Here is a 15,361-nt window from a genome sequence, read left to right as displayed (position 1 = left end):
AGCCGCTAGTAATCGTATTCTTTTTTACCTTTCGTACCAATCAAAGTAAGTAGTTGGCGTGCCTGCGGTTGGCAGACAGTACTTAACCAGCATACCCACAATCAGTACTATAACATGCCCAGCCAGACCAATTCGCTCATTACCATTATGGAAGCTGTACGCGGAACCGATGGGCAGATCGTGGATTTCGTGTACAAACTGGCCAACGAGCGGGCGCTGGCCATGATGGGACTAACGAGCGAACAGGTAGTTGGACACCGGCAGTCGATTTTGTTTCCTTACGTCAAAACAGCGGGTATTTTCGACGAACTGGTAGCCGTAGTCGAGACCGGGCAGCCGCAGCAATCGGAACGGTATTACAATGCCCCTGGCTTTGAAGCCTGGCTCGACACAAACTACATTAAAGTGAATGACGGCGTTTGCGCCTTCAGCTACGACCTGACGCGGCTTCGAAAAAGTGAGCAGGAAAGACAAGCACAAACCGACCTGCTGGAACGGGTGATGAACACAACCCCAACGGCCATTGTGGTGCACGAAAGCGTCCGGAATGCTGCAGGCGAAATCGTCGATTTCAGGATGACGCGGGTGAATCAGGTGGCGGCTGATTTGCTCCACAAATCGGCTGACCAGATCGAACACCGACTCATCTCGCAGTATTTTCAAGGTGTAATGGACGTCGCACAATTTGCGCGCTATTGCACGGTGGCGGAAACGGGTGAGCCCGCGCGGTTTGAGGCCCAGCTTGGCAACGGCTGGTATGATTTTTCGGTGGCCCGCCTCGGCGACGGTATCGTGGTGGCCGCGCAGGACATCAGCGCCATGCAGGCTTACCGCCACGAGCTTGAACGGACCAACCATGAGCTTAAACGCTCGAACGAAAACCTGCAGTCATTCACCTACGTAGCCAGCCACGACCTGCAGGAACCCCTGCGGAAGATCACGTCTTTTGCGGCGATTCTCAACAACCAGTATGCCGGAAAACTTGATCCCAGCGTAGCCGACATTATCCGGCGCATCAACGGGGCGGCCGACCGAATGCGCCTGCTCATTCAGGACCTGCTCACCTATTCGCAGGTAGATGCGCCGGTAGCCAGGCTGCAAAAAGTGAACCTGAACACGCTGCTTAAAGAGTTAACTGACAACGAGTTATGGGCGGCCATCTACCAGAGCAAGGCCAGTCTGCAACTGGGTGAGTTGCCTGTGCTGCTGGCCGATCCTTTCCAGATGCACCAACTGTTTCAAAACCTGCTGAGCAACGCCATCAAATTTAAAAAGCCCGGTGTTGCACCCCAGGTGACCGTTACCGCCCGGCTTGTGGACAAAGACGCCATTCCAGGCGAGTTGCGGACGGCGGGCGAGGCAGACGCACCAACGGGCAGTCAGTATCACGAAATCAGCGTTGCTGATAACGGAATCGGTTTCGACGAAAAGCACCTGGACCAGATCTTCCAGATGTTTCAGCGGCTGCATGGCCGAAGTCAGTTTTCGGGGTCGGGTGTGGGGTTGGCTATCTGTCAGAAAATAGTAGAAAGACAGGGCGGCGTGATCACGGCCACCAGTCGGCCCGGCATTGGCAGCACGTTCCGGGTCTATTTGCCCACCCGGCCGTAGGGACAAAGCCAACGTTACGTGGTTACGTGTACTTTTGTGCACATCCTAACCGCCTGTTGCCTTGGAAGCCGTCACCATCAAAGACATTGCCCGCGCCCTGAATCTGTCGACGTCGACAGTGTCGCGGGCGTTGCGGGACAGCTACGAGATCAGTCCCGAAACCAAGCGGCTGGTGATGGACTACGCCGAGCGAATCAACTACCAGCCCAACCCGATTGCGCTGAGTCTGAAGGAGAACCGCAGCCGGGTACTGGGCGTCATTGTGCCGCAGATTGCCAACAATTTCTTTTCGCAGGCTATCAATGGCATTGAAGCCGTGGCCTATGAGCGGGGCTACCACGTGATCATCATGCAAACGCACGAGTCGCTGGAGCGGGAGATCCTGACGGTGCAGCAGGCTGTGGCCCGGCGCGTAGATGGGTTGTTGATTTCCATTTCGAGCCAGACCACCAACGTGGCGCACCTCCAGGCCATTCAGCAGCGCAACGTGCCCATTGTCATGTTCGACAGGGTGTCGGCGGAAATGGATACGCCCAAGATCGTGGCCGATAACTTTGGCGGGTCGTTTGCCGCCACCGAACACCTGATTCAGACCGGGCGGCGGCGCATTGCGTTTGTGGCTATCCCGCCGTTTATGGCCATTACGCAGGACCGGCTGGCGGGTTACCAGGCCGCCCTGAGTCAATATGGCCTGCCCTACGACGAGGACCTGGTGCGGTTTGTGGGCTTCGGCGAACACGAACTCGCCCCCATCATCGACCAACTTTTAGACCTCCCCCACCCCCCCGACGCCTTTTTTATGGCCTTCGACCGGCTGGCGCTGGGGTGCATGACGGCCCTTCGCAACCGCAACGTGGCCATTCCGGAGCAGGTATCGCTCATTGGGTTCACCAACATCAGCGTGGCCGACCTCCTCGACCCGCCCATGAGCACGGTGGTACAGCCCGCCCAGGAGATCGGCCACACCGCCGCCGAACGCCTGATTGAACTCATCGAGCTAAAACAAAAACCATCCGCCCCCCTGCCCACCCGCCCCAACCCCGTCAGCATACCCAACCAGCTGTTTATCAGAGAATCAACTCGGAGGGGGGTGTAGTGTGGCACCGTCTGGTTATTTTCTCGACTCATTGTTGTATCTGTTGCACTTTTATCAATCAGCGCGTTAGCTCGGAATCACCTCATTGCTAAAGCATAATCAACTGACAATTAGCACTATAAGATTTAGTGATCTTGCGTATATTAACTTGTTGGGCCGAGCCATTGATTTATAGCCGGTTGCAATACCTAGCTTGAGGCTTCTGCTTGAGTGCCAACGTACCGCCGACAGTTCTAGGCTACTTGCGACAGAACGTACTTGGTCGCCATTTTTACCGCCCGCCGACAGGGCCAATCAACGTCCGACAGAGCGCAATTTCGGTGGCTCCTACCTCCGTCCGACAGGCCCAACGCCAGGCGACATAATGTAATTGTGAAGTGTACAAAAACTGTCCAAATGCTTAACTTCCGGCCAGACGCCACTTACAAACATCTTGTTTTACATAATAAAGTATCCAGGGTATGGAGATAGATTACAGAATTTACCGCGACCTCGAAAAGCACATCAGAACGAAAGTTCATAGCGACTTCCACGCAAATGGCTCTATAGGAGCAATGGATTTCTTCTGCATAATTATATGGAAATCCAATAGGGCAAAGTCTAAGGTTGCGAAAAGGCTATTCGATTCAAATTTAAGCTTGGATGAGCGATGCCATGAATTGACCAAGAGAATTTATAATGAAAAAACCAACAAGGGTAAGCTGAAGATTCTTTTCAAAGAATACAAGTTCAGAATTCCAATCATGTCTGCTATCCTATCGGTTTTATATCCAGATGATTTTACGGTATATGATTTTAGAGTTTGTGAATCTTTGAAAGCCCGTAATGAAAATGACTTCTCAAAACTGGAATCTCTAACAAATTTTGATGAACTGTGGTTACGCTACTCGAATTACGTTGAAGTAGTGAAGCGTGCTATTCCTTTATATAATAGCCTTACGGAAAAAGACCACTATTTGTGGGGTCAGTCTTTTTATTCACAGCTTGAAAATCACATCAAATCAAACTTCGCCAATTACAAAGAATAATTTTAGCTCTGCGGAGCGGCGTTTACGCAGGACAGGAATCATTTGTGTACACGACGTTGGAGTGCCCAACGCGGCTGAGGGTGAAAAGGTTAGCATACAACATGCGTCACTTGCGGGTGTAGCGGCAAAACCATCAGCCCTCAGGGGTGTTGGGCCATATGTAAGCATTTTCATCCGGCTGTTTGCCTTATCTTGAGGCTTTTACGGGGTGCCAACGTACTGCCGACAGTTCCAGGCTACTTGCGACAGGACGTACTTGGTCGCCATTTTCACCCCCGCCCGACAGGTCCAATCAACGTCCGACAGTACGCAATTGCGGCGGCTCCCGGCTCTGTTCGACAGGCCCAACCCGTGGACCACATAACGTACCTGCGGTGATTCTTACCATTGTGCGGCAGTTTTAACATACTTGCGACAGAGAGAAGCTGCGGCAAGCCATACCCTTCTTCTATCTGCTTAATCTATAGAGACAGTATCAGAAAATACTTACGAGGGCATTTGACTTTCTAACAACTTCAAGTATTCTTTGTATTCGTTTCCCATCACAAAGGCTTTTTTCAAAGTTAAAACATGAGTTATACATCTATAAATGAGATCAAGGAGGAATATCATCTCGAATCGAATGACTTAGGAGTACTTAGGGATAGCCTCAACCAATTAAGAGTGAAACTTCATCCTGACAAAAACAACGGAATATTTAACCATGATACTGATAAAGAAAAATATCACAAAATAGATGATGCAATTAAATACATTGACAACTTAACATCTAATAGTCAGTTGATGGTAGTTGAGAGGATGACAGATATGATGAAAATCATTTCGAATGCCATTCCAAATTCAAAAGAATCTTCATTACAAACAAATCTTGAATTAAAAACTAATTTTGCAATTGATAGATATAAGTCAAAATTTTTCATACCCAAAATATCTCTATCAGCTTTAACAGGGATTTTAACATTCCTCTTTGCTTTGCCAAATCAACTAGAAGATAATAAATCAATTCCTATAATCATTAATACTAAAGACTCATCGTTTATCTTGTTATGGTTTACCTTTGTGTGTTACACTGCCGTTCTCTGGATGTTCTCATATCTAGATGAAGAAAAGTCGAAAAGAAAGCTGTCCTCATTAAAGGTAGAATCTGTTCAAAATGAGATATTTAAACGCTTCATTAATCAGCTAAAGTCAAAAACTTTCTCAAAAGATGAATTTGTCCAATTTATTTACGATGATAACCCACCCACTAGACTAAAATTATTCCCGATAATTAATAGCGAAGTTATAACATTAGAGATCGCTCAAAGCATTTCTGATTTGGTATTGAATCGAGCTGAAAAAAGAGGCTTAATCGAAACTGACAGTGCGAAAACTCTCTCCGAAAATTTTTTAATAAAAGAAATTTCATAAATGTAATTAGAATATTAAATAATACAGTTTTGAGAATAAAGAGGCCAGTTAAGTTCGCCCAACACAGATAATAAACGTCTGCTGTCTAGCACTGGGAATCATCTAGGACGATGCACTGCGTGATTCTTTAATTTCGCTTTGTACGGCCTCTCAGCTATATAACTTACGGAGCCAAGTTGAAGCGGCGGGGCGGCGGTCTCCGTTGACAGGAATCATCTGGAAACGCCAACCATCCTGCGCCCAACAAACTGAGGGTGTAAAGGTTAGCTACCAACTTGCGTCACTTGCGAGAGTCGCCGCGAAGCCATCAGCCCTCAGGGGAGTTGGGTGGCAATCTGGCGGATATCACTCCGGAGGTTAGGTACTCAAATAACCTAGTGCTGACGGGGGCAGGCATCATCTACAGTAGCCCCAACACGCAGGTCACTGACTGGCGTTCGTTCTTTAGTAATGATGATAGAGAAGCTGTACAGATAGGGTGCAAATGGCTCGTCGGGCAGTAAGTTTCGATCATTGGTCAAGGCAATCACGTACTCAACTCCGTAATCAGTGGTGAAGCTATAGCCTTGTTCACTTTTCCGTACGGGGTACGGCAAAGGGCTTGACAAACTCGATGCCTTCGGGTTTGGATACTTCATTCGGATGCTTAATGTGTGCTTCTACCTCCTTTTTATGCTTCAGCAGGGCCTTCTGACGGATGACAAGCGTTGCCATAATGGTATACTGTAAAACGCCAACGGTCTGATTTAGTGAACCTATACGTTGAGCAAGTTGCGGCTGACAGCCAAAGTTGCTATTTCGGAGGAGTATAACGTACCGGCTTCATATCGGCACTGAGCACATACATTCGACCCTTATCATCGATAAAGTAATCACCGGGTTGTATTCCCAAAATTTTCTTTGATGTAGTCGATGTACCGTTGGTAACGTTCGAGGTATTTTTTCTCGTTTGTGGCATAACAAGTAACGATAAAAGCGAATCTGGTGTCTGAATCTGGTCTCTTAGCAACGTGAAAACAAGTGAAATAGTGGCGACCTCGATAAAAAGAAACAGCTTCAATCTGCCCCTCCTTTCCGGCAATTACTTTCATACTTACGTTACCTCTCAATAGTTGGCCAATATCAGAGAAAATCAAGTCATGGTGGCGCTTGGCGGGGTCGACTTGTAAGTCTTTCTGAAAATTCTCTACCAAGTGGTCAGCAAAGACGGTTTGGTAATACAGTTCAGCCCGGCCCAATGGTGTTTTGATCGTCGTATTCTTTTTGACCAACAGTTTTTTCATGTGCCAATATACTATGAGTTAGGCTTTTGCCGAGGGTGGCAGTAGCCATGACCACGTGGTCGGCGGCGGTTTCCTTGGGCGTGTCAGCGTCAACGATGTGCAGACGTCGTCTTCTATACAAAATCTCCCCGCATAGGCGTGAACACGTCGACCAGCGTACCGGCTTCGTGGCAAACGGCACCGTGGACGATGTTTGCCGGAATGAAATAAACGTCACCGGCTCTCAACAGACGCTCCTCGCCGTCGATGGTAATGGCAAAGGTGCCACTTTCCACATAACTTGCCTGCGTGTGTTCGTGGCGGTGCGCGGTGCCGATACCCCCTGTCTCGAAGGCCACAAGTACCATCATCAGGCTGGCATCGTAGGCCATGATTTTGCGTTTCACTCCCTGGCCTACGGATTCCCAAGGCAGGTCGTCGGCGGTGGCGAAGCGGTTTTCAAAAGCGGGGTGATTCATCAGGAAAGTAAGTTGAAGCGGGTTCGTTGTTTCGTCTACAGTAAACTGCGCTTTCGTATCGCAATCACCTTCCTCATGAAAACATCCGCTGCCTACCTCCTACTGCTGCTGAGCACATTTTGCCTCACTGCCCTGCGCCCGGCCCCTACCCCCGACGAAACCGCCGTAACCAAAGCCGCCGAGCAACTGCGCCTCGCCATGCTCGACCCTACTAAGGCGGCGTTGATGGCCCTTACTGCTCCTGAACTCAGCTACGGCCATTCGGCGGGAAACATCGAAACGCAGACCGAATTTGTTAACGCGCTGGTGAGCGGCACGTCCGATTTTGTGAGCATAGACCTTAGTAATCAGACCGTTGCCGTTGTGGACAACACGGCGATGATACGGCATGTGCTGGTAGGCCAGATTGTGAACAAAGGAGTGCCGAGCACCATGAAACTGTCGGTGTTGCAGGTATGGTTGAAACGGAAGGGCAACTGGGTACTGCTGGCTCGTCAGGCCACGAAACTGCCTCAATGATACCCTGTCGCTATTGGCTGGTGGTCGCGCTGGGTCTGCTGCCATTTGTGGCGACGGCCCAACCCACCTGGCCTACCCTGACGCAACAGGCCAAACCCTGGACGCGCTGGTGGTGGATGGGCAGCGCCGTAAACAATGCCGACCTCACCCGGCTGCTCACCGACTATCAGAAAGCGGGCCTGGGTGGCGTGGAGATCACCCCTATATACGGTGTCAAGGGAGCCGAAAACCAGTTTATCAACTTTCTGTCGCCCACCTGGACAGACCGACTCACGCACACGCTGACAGAAGCCAAACGCCTGAATATGGGCATTGATCTGGCGCAGGCGTCGGGGTGGCCGTTTGGGGGGCCGTGGGTATCACCAGCCGATGCCAGCAAGTACGTGGCCTACAAAACGTATGCGGTAGCGGGCGGCAAAGCACTGTCAGAACGGGTGGTCTACAACCAGAAACCGCTGGTCCGGGCCGTGGGCGAACCCATTAACATTGATAAGCTGACCGAGCCTATTGCCCGCAACCCCGACCTGCAACGCCACGCCTTCGACCAGGTGCGATTTCCCAAACCACTACCCCTGCAAACGCTCATGGCCTATTCCGGTTCGGGTGAGGTGCTTGATCTGACCCGTTACGTCGATGCCAGCGGAAAGCTGACCTGGACCGCGCCAACGTTGCCCCAAAATGGCCAGTGGACGCTCTACGCGCTGTTTCAGGGATGGCACGGCAAACAGGTAGAACGCGCCGGACCGGGTGGCGAGGGCGACGTGATCGACCATTTTTCACGCACGGCCACGCAGCAATATCTAGCCCGTTTTGATGGGGCTTTTCGGGGGCGGAACGTGGGCGGCATCCGGGCGTTTTTCAATGATTCGTATGAAGTAGACGACGCGCAGGGCGAAGCCAATTGGACCCCCGCGCTCTTTGCCGAATTCAACAAACGGCGCGGTTACGATTTAAGACTATATCTCCCCGCCCTGTTTGGCAACACGGCATCCATCACCGATACCGCCGCCACGCCTAGCCGCATCCTGTGCGATTACCGCGAAACCATCGGCGATTTATTACTCGACAATTACACCCGCACCTGGGCGCAATGGGCACACAGTCGGGGCCAGCGGATTCGCAATCAGGCGCATGGCTCACCGGCTAACATCCTCGATCTGTACGCCGCCACCGACATTCCCGAAACGGAAGGCACCGAACTCCTGCGCATTAAATTGGCCTCATCAGCGGCAAACGTCACGGGTAAGCCACTTATCTCGGCGGAGTCGGCGACGTGGCACGATGAACACTTTTTGTCGACCCTCGGCGGCATCAAAACCGCGATGGACCGCTACCTGCTGGGGGGCGTGAACCACACGTTCTACCACGGCACCAACTACTCGCCGCAAGCCGCCGCATGGCCCGGCTGGCTGTTCTACGCTGCCGTCCATTTTAACCCAAACAACCCATTCTGGACTGATTTTAGTCAGTTGAATCACTATGTCGCCCGTTGCCAGTCGATGCTGCAACGGGGCCGTCCGCACAACGACGTGCTGGTGTATCTGCCCATGTACGATGCCTATAGTCAGCCTGCCAAAGGCGGTTTGCCCCCGGCCCTGCTCCAGCATTTCGATGGCATCGAGCATGGGTTCAAGAACTTGCCCGTAGCGCAGATTTCGGAAGAATTACTGGCAAAAGGCTACGCGTTCGACTTTCTTTCGGATCGTCAATTGCGGGACGTAACCACCCAGGTGGGCAAGCTGAAAACGGGTGGCAACACCTACCAGGCTATACTGGTCCCCAATGCGCACCTGATGCCTTTACCAACGCTGCAACACCTGCTAAACCTGGCGCAGCAGGGTGCCACGGTTGTTTTCGCCCAACAACTCCCGGCTGATGTGCCCGGATTTGCTGACCTTTCCAGCCGCCGGCTAGCCTTCAAAAAATTGTTGGCGAGGTTGTCCTTCACAGCCTCAGGCACAGTCGCTTTACGGGTGGCAACCGTTGGTAAGGGGCATGTGCTGGTTGGTGAAAACGTGAGCGAAATCCTTACGCAAGCCGGGGTTGCCCGCGAAACAATGGCCGATCAAGGGCTTGTTTGCGTACGGCGAACTATGGGCGCGAAAACGATCTATTTCGTGGCGAACCAGGGCACCGACACGCTTCATACATCGGGTTGGGTACGGCTGGCTACGCGGGCCAAATCTGTGGCAATGTATAACCCCATGACCGGTCAAACCGGCATGGCCCGCATCCGGCCCACGGCCAGCAGCACCGACGTATATATGCCCCTGCTGCCTGGAGAAGCCATTTTGCTAGAAACATCGCCCACTCGCGTAGCTGGTCCAGCTTACCCCTACGACAAGCCAGCGGGACCACCTCAACCGCTTTCCGGCCCCTGGACGTTGCAATTTGTATCGGGTGGCCCTACCCTGCCCGCGCCTGTCCAACTGCCCGACCTTCGTTTGTGGACCGACCTTCGTGATTCGACGATGAATGCGTTTTCGGGGTCGGCGACGTACACCATCCAGTTTGCCCGACCAGCCGGGTCGGCCCCGCGCTACCGGCTCGATCTGGGTAAGGTCTTTGCCAGTGCGCGGGTGCAGCTCAATGGGCAGGACATGGGTACGCTGATCGGGCCAAACTACCGGATTACATTGCCCGGAAGGGCTATTAAGGCCCAGAATACGCTGGTGATCACGGTCTCGAACAGTATGGCCAACCGCATCATCGACCTCGACAAGCGGGGCGTAAACTGGCGGCTATTTTACAACACCAACTTCCCCGCCCGTTTCAAAGAAAACCGCGACGCCAACGGTCTGTTCACCACCAAAAACTGGTTGCCACAGCCCTCCGGTCTGGCTGGTCCGGTAACGTTAACCCCTGTAGACTGATGCAAGAGATTGCCTTTACCATGCGCCTGAAGCCGGGCAACGAGGCAGAGTACCTCCGTCGGCATGATGAAATCTGGCCCGAATTAGCTATAGCCCTTACCGAAGCGGGCATCCGCGACTATTCCATTTATCTCGATCGCAGTACGGGCACACTCTTCGCCGTGCAAAAACGCGCCGACAACCACACTGCCGATAGCTTGCCCCAGCTACCCGTCGTGAAACGCTGGTGGGCCTACATGGCTGATTTGATGGATACCCACCCCGACAACTCGCCGGTGAGCCTACCGCTGGAACGGGTATTTCACCTGGACTAACTCTGCCAGGAGTACGGGCGATAACCGAACAGAGCAACCAGTACTATCAGGGCGCACAATGCCGAAGTATTTCGGGAAAGTTATAGCTAACCCAAGGTTTTCGATTGGTGCATCATCGGGATTCAACCTATTGCGGAAGCAGCCAATGATCAATTAACGTGACCTTATAGCACGACTTCTTTTTCATTCACCAGCTGCATACTTTTCGTTGGGCGGCTCAAAAACTGCATGATAACCCAGGCAATTAAATAGGCAAATCCACAGAAGATGAACAGGACGTTATAACCCAGTGTAAGGTTACCTGCTTCCTTATAATAGTCGAGCAGCGGACCAATCAGCCATTGAAACAGAATGCCGCCAATGGATCCTGCCATACCGCCAATACCAATAACCGAACTGACGGCCCGCTTCGGAAACGTGTCGGATACGGTGGTATAGATAGTGGCACTCCAGGCCTGATGGGCAGCGGCAGCCAGGCTAATGAGGGCCACCGCCTGCCAGATGTCGGTGGCGAAGCGGGCCGCTATAATGGGCACTACGGCCAGCGCAAAAAAGAGCATCGACGTACTACGCGCCCTGGAAACAACCCAGCCCCGCCGAATAAGAAACGACGACAAATACCCGCCGCCAATGCTGCCAATGGTGGTAGCCGTGTAGACAATGACCAGCGCCCAGCTTGGTTTTTTGAGGTCCAGCTTAAACGTTGACGAGAAATAGGACGGCAGCCAGAACAGAAAAAACCACCAGACGGGGTCGGTCATGAACTTGCCAACCACAAAGGCCCACGTCCGCCGGATACGGAACAACACCGGCCAGCCCATGGCTTCGCCCGTGTCGGCGGCGGCTTCGTTATCGCTGTGGATATACTGCACTTCGGCGGGCGACACCCGCGGTTGCCGCTGGGGAATTTCGTAGAAAATAAGCCAGAAAATAAGCCAGACAAACCCAATGGCACCCGTCAGCAGAAACGCCATTTCCCAGCCATAAACACCTAATATCCAAGGGACTATCACAGGCGACACTACCGCGCCGATGTTGGCTCCTGAGTTGAAAATGCCCGTGGCCAACGCCCGTTCTTTTTTGGGAAACCACTCGGTCACTGCCCGGATTGCCGCCGGAAAATTACCCGATTCGCCCAGACCCAGTAGTGATCGCATCACCCCGAAACCGAATGTGCTTTTGGCAGCAGCATGCAACATGGCGGCAATGCTCCAGACAATAAGCGAGATCGTGTAGCCCGTTTTAGTGCCAATCTTGTCGATAACACGCCCAAACACCAGCAGCCCAAGGGCGTAGGAGGCGGAGAAAACCATAGTAATGTGGCTATAGTCGGTCTCCGTCCAATGAAACTGATCGGACAGTACCGGCTTCAGCAGCCCAATCACCTGCCGGTCGATGTAATTGATGGTGGTGGCAAAAAAGAGCAGGGCCACCACTACCCAGCGGTAGCGACCAACGGGCGTGGCGGTGTTAAGGGGTTGATTCATCGTTGTATCAGAAGTAAAGGTGGTTGGAATAGTGCAGGTAGTAGTTGTCAGAATCGCGTTTTCAGTAGCCCTCCCACTCGCTCGCGCAAAGCGTTGGTATCTGCGCCACCGCCGAATAGTTGGGAGCCGATGCCCACGCAGGTAACTCCCGCGCCAAACCATTCGGTCAGGCTTTGAGCGGTGGGTTCAACCCCGCCCGTCACCATCAGTTTCAGGTGAGGCATAGGTCCCAGGATGGCTTTCACAAAGCCTGGACCTAGTACGTTGCCCGGAAATACTTTTACAAGGTCGGCCCCCAGCAGCGTAGCCTGATGAATTTCGTTCAGCGTAGCCGCAGCAGGTACCCAGGCAACCTGCCGCTCCTGACAAACGGCAGCCACCGCCGCCGTCGTGATGGGTTGCACCACAAAATCGGCCCCCAGATCGAGAAAATGGGCGGCTACCTCCGCCGTTAGAATAGTACCGATCCCCAGCGCCATGTCGGGACACTCGGTACGCACAAAAGGTATCAGTTCGGCAAACACCCGACTAGCTGCTTCGCCCCGGTTGGTGAACTCAAATACCCGTAATCCTCCCTCATAACAGGCCTTTATGACGGCCTTGGCCTGCGCTGCATCGGCGTTGTAGTAGACGGGTACGATTGGGGATCGCTGGCAAAGGTCAAGGAGCGTTTGGGGAGACATAGTTGAGTTACGCGTTTAAAGTTTAATGTCTAAAGTTTAAGGTAATGCCGTTACTGATTGTTGGTTGTATCCAAACGGATAAACGCTGGACATTAAACTTTAGACTTTAGACCCGCAGCGGCGGACTGCTTGAACGTTTAACTCACCTTAGCAGCCGCCCCGCCGTGTCGCCGGCCATGACGGCTTCGATTTCTGTTAGGGTAGCCAGGTTAGCGTCGCCGTGAATAGAATGCTTCAGCACCGAGGCCGCCACCCCGCAACGCAGGGCATCTTCGGCGGTGGCGTAGGCCTGCGAACCATAAATGAACCCGGCTACAAACGCGTCGCCGCCCCCAATCCGGTCTACGATGGGTACGATGTCGTAAGTCGGTGTTTCAACGGTTTTACCCGTCTGATCGCAGAGCAACCCGCGCAACTGATTGTGCGACGCGCTCAGCGTAGTACGGCGGGTGGTGATGACCTGTTTAATAGTCGGGAACCGGTCCATGAGTTGCACTGACATCTGGGCAAACGAGTCATTCGACGTAACATCAGACGCAATGCCAAAAAGATCTTCGGCGTCGTTCTCGGCGCAGACCACCACGTCGCAACCCGCCACGAGCGGGGGCATCACGTCCTGCGCCCGCTGCCCATACTGCCAGAGATTGCGGCGGTAGTTGACGTCGGCGCTAACGGTGATGCCCATTCGGCGGGCAACTTGTATGGCCGCTGCACAGGCCGCTGCAGCCTGTGCCGAAATAGCCGGGGTGATGCCCGTCCAGTGAAACCAACTGGCCCCGGTCAGAATTGTCTCCCAGTCGAACCAATCGGTCTGGAGATTGGCAAAAGCCGAATCGGCACGGTCGTAGACAATGTGGCTGGCCCGAACCGATGCGCCCGATTCCAGAAAATACAAACCCAGCCGGTGCCCCCGGAAAACAGTATGCTGTAAACTAACCCCTTGTTGCTGAATGTGTTGCGCAGCAGCCCTGCCTAGTTCATTGTCGGGAAAAGCCGTTACGTGTTCGGCCGGAAACCCCATACGGGCCAGCGACATAGACACGTTGGCTTCGCCGCCGCCGTAGGTAATGTGTAGCTCATGCGCCTGTATGAACCGGTAGTTCTGAGGCGGCGAAAGCCGCATCATGACCTCCCCGAAGGTGACGAGTTTGCCCGTTGGTTTTGTTGGTTGAATCGAAGCCAAAATACGTGTTTGCGTTGTTGTAACAGATGTTTTGTACCACCTCGCCGAGCCAGTCCATCGTGGCGGGCAGCTCGCCGTTGACCACATCGTTGCCGATCATGTTGCACAGGATTCGGCGGAAGTACTCGTGGCGCGGAAATGACATAAAGGAGCGGGAGTCGGTCAACATACCCACAAACCGGCTGAGCAAACCCATATTCGACAGCGCGTCGATCTGCGCTTCCATGCCTTTTTTCTGGTCCAGAAACCACCAGCCCGACCCAAACTGCACCTTTCCCGGCACGGTGCCATCGTTGAAATTTCCGGCCATCGTGGCCATCACCTCGTTGTCGGCGGGGTTCAGGTTGTAGAGAATGGTTTTGGTCAGTTTATCGCGGTCGTCCAGTCCGCCCAGAAAGCGCGAGAGTGCCTGTGCCTGCGAAAAATCGCCGATAGAATCCCAGCCGGTATCGGGGCCAAGTTGCCGAAGCAGGCGGGTGTTGTTATTACGCAACGCACCCAGGTGAAACTGCTGTGTCCAGCCTTTGGCATGGTCCATCTCGGCCAAAAACACCAGCAGAGCCGATTTCAGGCCGGTTACTTCACCCGGCGATAGGGACAACCCGGCCCGGATTTTGGCAAATGCGGTCCGTACCCCAGCCTCGGTATAGGTATCGGCGTAGAGTTGTTCCAGCCCGTGATCGGAGAGTTTGCAGCCGTGGTCGGCGAAGACATCATGCCGCCGCCCAAGGGCCAGAAGCAGGTCGTCGTAGGTATGAATGGCCACGTCGGCGGCGGCTTCGAGGCGGGTCAGGTAGGCATTGTAGGTGGCAGCATCCTCAACAGCCATTGCCTTATCGGCCCGGAACGTGGGAAGTACGCGCACGGCAAAACCCTCATCGGCGATTTGGCGGTGAAACTCCAGTGAATCGGCGGGGTCGTCGGTGGTGCAGACTACGCGCACGTTCATACGCAGCAACAGGTTGCGCACCGAAAAATCGGGCGTATTCAGTTGTTCGCTGCATTGGTCATAGATCCGTCCGGCAGACTGCCCGTCGAGCAATTCGTCGATGCCAAAATAGCGTTGCAGTTCCAGGTGTGTCCAGTGATACAGCGGATTTCTGACGGTGTAGGGTACCGTTTCGGCCCATTTCTGGAATTTCTCCCGGTCCGTAGCTTCGCCTGTGCAGTAGCGCTCGTCGATGCCGTTGGTACGCATGGCCCGCCACTTATAATGGTCGCCGTAGAGCCAGATTTGGGTCAGGTTTGCAAACTGCGTGTTGGCCGCAATCTGATCGGGCGGGAGGTGGCAATGGTAGTCGATAATGGGCATCGACCGGGCATAGTTGTGGTACAACTGCCGCGCCGGGTCAGACTGCAATAGAAAATCATCGTGTATAAATGAGGCCATATCGTTAGGCGATAAAAAGCAAGAGG

15 protein-coding genes are annotated in these 15,361 nt (G+C 53.2%); 7 read left to right on the top strand and 8 right to left on the bottom strand.

Going from position 1 to position 15,361, the window contains the following annotated elements; genetic code table 11:
* Nucleotides 1–114: 114 nt before the first annotated feature.
* The 4 genes from J2I47_RS17350 (at nt 115) to J2I47_RS17335 (ending at nt 5,145) form a co-directional block, all read left to right on the top strand.
* The gene (locus J2I47_RS17350) at nt 115–1,611 is read left to right on the top strand and encodes a sensor histidine kinase (RefSeq protein WP_207365861.1); all 1,497 of its coding nucleotides are present in this window, start codon (nt 115–117) and stop codon (nt 1,609–1,611) included.
* Between the two features lie 61 nt (nt 1,612–1,672).
* The gene (locus J2I47_RS17345) at nt 1,673–2,707 is read left to right on the top strand and encodes a LacI family DNA-binding transcriptional regulator (protein ID WP_207365860.1); all 1,035 of its coding nucleotides are present in this window, start codon (nt 1,673–1,675) and stop codon (nt 2,705–2,707) included.
* A gap of 461 nt (nt 2,708–3,168) precedes the next feature.
* Nucleotides 3,169–3,735: a hypothetical protein gene (locus tag J2I47_RS17340; protein ID WP_207365859.1), complete on the top strand. Its 567-nt coding sequence runs from the start codon at nt 3,169–3,171 to the stop codon at nt 3,733–3,735.
* A gap of 570 nt (nt 3,736–4,305) precedes the next feature.
* Nucleotides 4,306–5,145, top strand: a complete 840-nt coding sequence (locus J2I47_RS17335; protein ID WP_207365858.1) for a hypothetical protein — start codon at nt 4,306–4,308, stop codon at nt 5,143–5,145.
* 374 nt (nt 5,146–5,519) lie between these two features.
* Here J2I47_RS17335 and J2I47_RS17330 read toward each other — a convergent pair whose 3' ends face one another.
* The 4 genes from J2I47_RS17330 to J2I47_RS17315 all read right to left on the bottom strand — a co-directional run bounded on the left by J2I47_RS17330 (nt 5,520) and on the right by J2I47_RS17315 (nt 6,886).
* Nucleotides 5,520–5,741 carry a hypothetical protein gene (locus J2I47_RS17330; RefSeq protein WP_207365857.1) on the bottom strand — a complete coding sequence of 74 codons (222 nt, stop codon included), beginning with the start codon at nt 5,739–5,741 and terminating at the stop codon, nt 5,520–5,522.
* Nucleotides 5,716–5,859 (bottom strand): hypothetical protein, encoded by a 144-nt coding sequence (locus J2I47_RS17325; RefSeq protein ID WP_207365856.1) that lies wholly within the window; start codon nt 5,857–5,859, stop codon nt 5,716–5,718. The genes J2I47_RS17330 and J2I47_RS17325 overlap by 26 nt, the downstream gene beginning before the upstream one ends.
* Before the next feature lie 158 nt (nt 5,860–6,017).
* Complete coding sequence (locus J2I47_RS17320) at nt 6,018–6,428, bottom strand: SPRY domain-containing protein (RefSeq protein WP_207365855.1); 411 nt, start codon at nt 6,426–6,428, stop codon at nt 6,018–6,020.
* A gap of 113 nt (nt 6,429–6,541) precedes the next feature.
* A complete protein-coding gene (locus J2I47_RS17315) occupies nt 6,542–6,886 on the bottom strand; it encodes a cupin domain-containing protein (RefSeq protein ID WP_207365854.1) in 345 nt (114 codons plus the stop codon).
* Nucleotides 6,887–6,961: 75 nt separating this feature from the next.
* On the opposite strand from J2I47_RS17315, the gene J2I47_RS17310 reads away from it, so the two are divergent.
* From J2I47_RS17310 to rhaM, 3 genes are read left to right on the top strand one after another with little or no spacing between them, the layout of a single operon-like run.
* Nucleotides 6,962–7,405: a nuclear transport factor 2 family protein gene (locus J2I47_RS17310; RefSeq protein ID WP_207365853.1), complete on the top strand. Its 444-nt coding sequence runs from the start codon at nt 6,962–6,964 to the stop codon at nt 7,403–7,405.
* Nucleotides 7,402–10,278, top strand: coding sequence for a glycosyl hydrolase (locus J2I47_RS17305; RefSeq protein ID WP_207365852.1), 2,877 nt, complete (start codon nt 7,402–7,404; stop codon nt 10,276–10,278). The genes J2I47_RS17310 and J2I47_RS17305 overlap by 4 nt, the downstream gene beginning before the upstream one ends.
* Nucleotides 10,278–10,592 (top strand): L-rhamnose mutarotase, encoded by a 315-nt coding sequence (gene rhaM / locus J2I47_RS17300; RefSeq protein ID WP_207365851.1) that lies wholly within the window; start codon nt 10,278–10,280, stop codon nt 10,590–10,592. The genes J2I47_RS17305 and rhaM overlap by 1 nt, the downstream gene beginning before the upstream one ends.
* Before the next feature lie 164 nt (nt 10,593–10,756).
* Here rhaM and J2I47_RS17295 read toward each other — a convergent pair whose 3' ends face one another.
* The 4 genes from J2I47_RS17295 to uxaC form a co-directional block, all read right to left on the bottom strand.
* Complete coding sequence (locus J2I47_RS17295; protein WP_207365850.1) at nt 10,757–12,079, bottom strand: MFS transporter; 1,323 nt, start codon at nt 12,077–12,079, stop codon at nt 10,757–10,759.
* A gap of 47 nt (nt 12,080–12,126) precedes the next feature.
* A complete protein-coding gene (locus J2I47_RS17290; RefSeq protein WP_207365849.1) occupies nt 12,127–12,762 on the bottom strand; it encodes a beta/alpha barrel domain-containing protein in 636 nt (211 codons plus the stop codon).
* 142 nt (nt 12,763–12,904) lie between these two features.
* Nucleotides 12,905–13,888 (bottom strand): sugar kinase, encoded by a 984-nt coding sequence (locus J2I47_RS17285; protein ID WP_207366060.1) that lies wholly within the window; start codon nt 13,886–13,888, stop codon nt 12,905–12,907.
* Nucleotides 13,839–15,335 (bottom strand): glucuronate isomerase, encoded by a 1,497-nt coding sequence (uxaC, locus tag J2I47_RS17280; protein WP_207365848.1) that lies wholly within the window; start codon nt 15,333–15,335, stop codon nt 13,839–13,841. Before uxaC ends, J2I47_RS17285 begins: the two co-directional genes overlap by 50 nt.
* Nucleotides 15,336–15,361 lie beyond the last annotated feature (26 nt).

The sequence above is a fragment of the Fibrella rubiginis genome (assembly GCF_017353185.1).
In the GTDB taxonomy this organism is placed as follows: Bacteria; Bacteroidota; Bacteroidia; order Cytophagales; family Spirosomataceae; genus Fibrella; species Fibrella rubiginis.
This window is presented reverse-complemented; position numbering and strand designations above follow the sequence as displayed.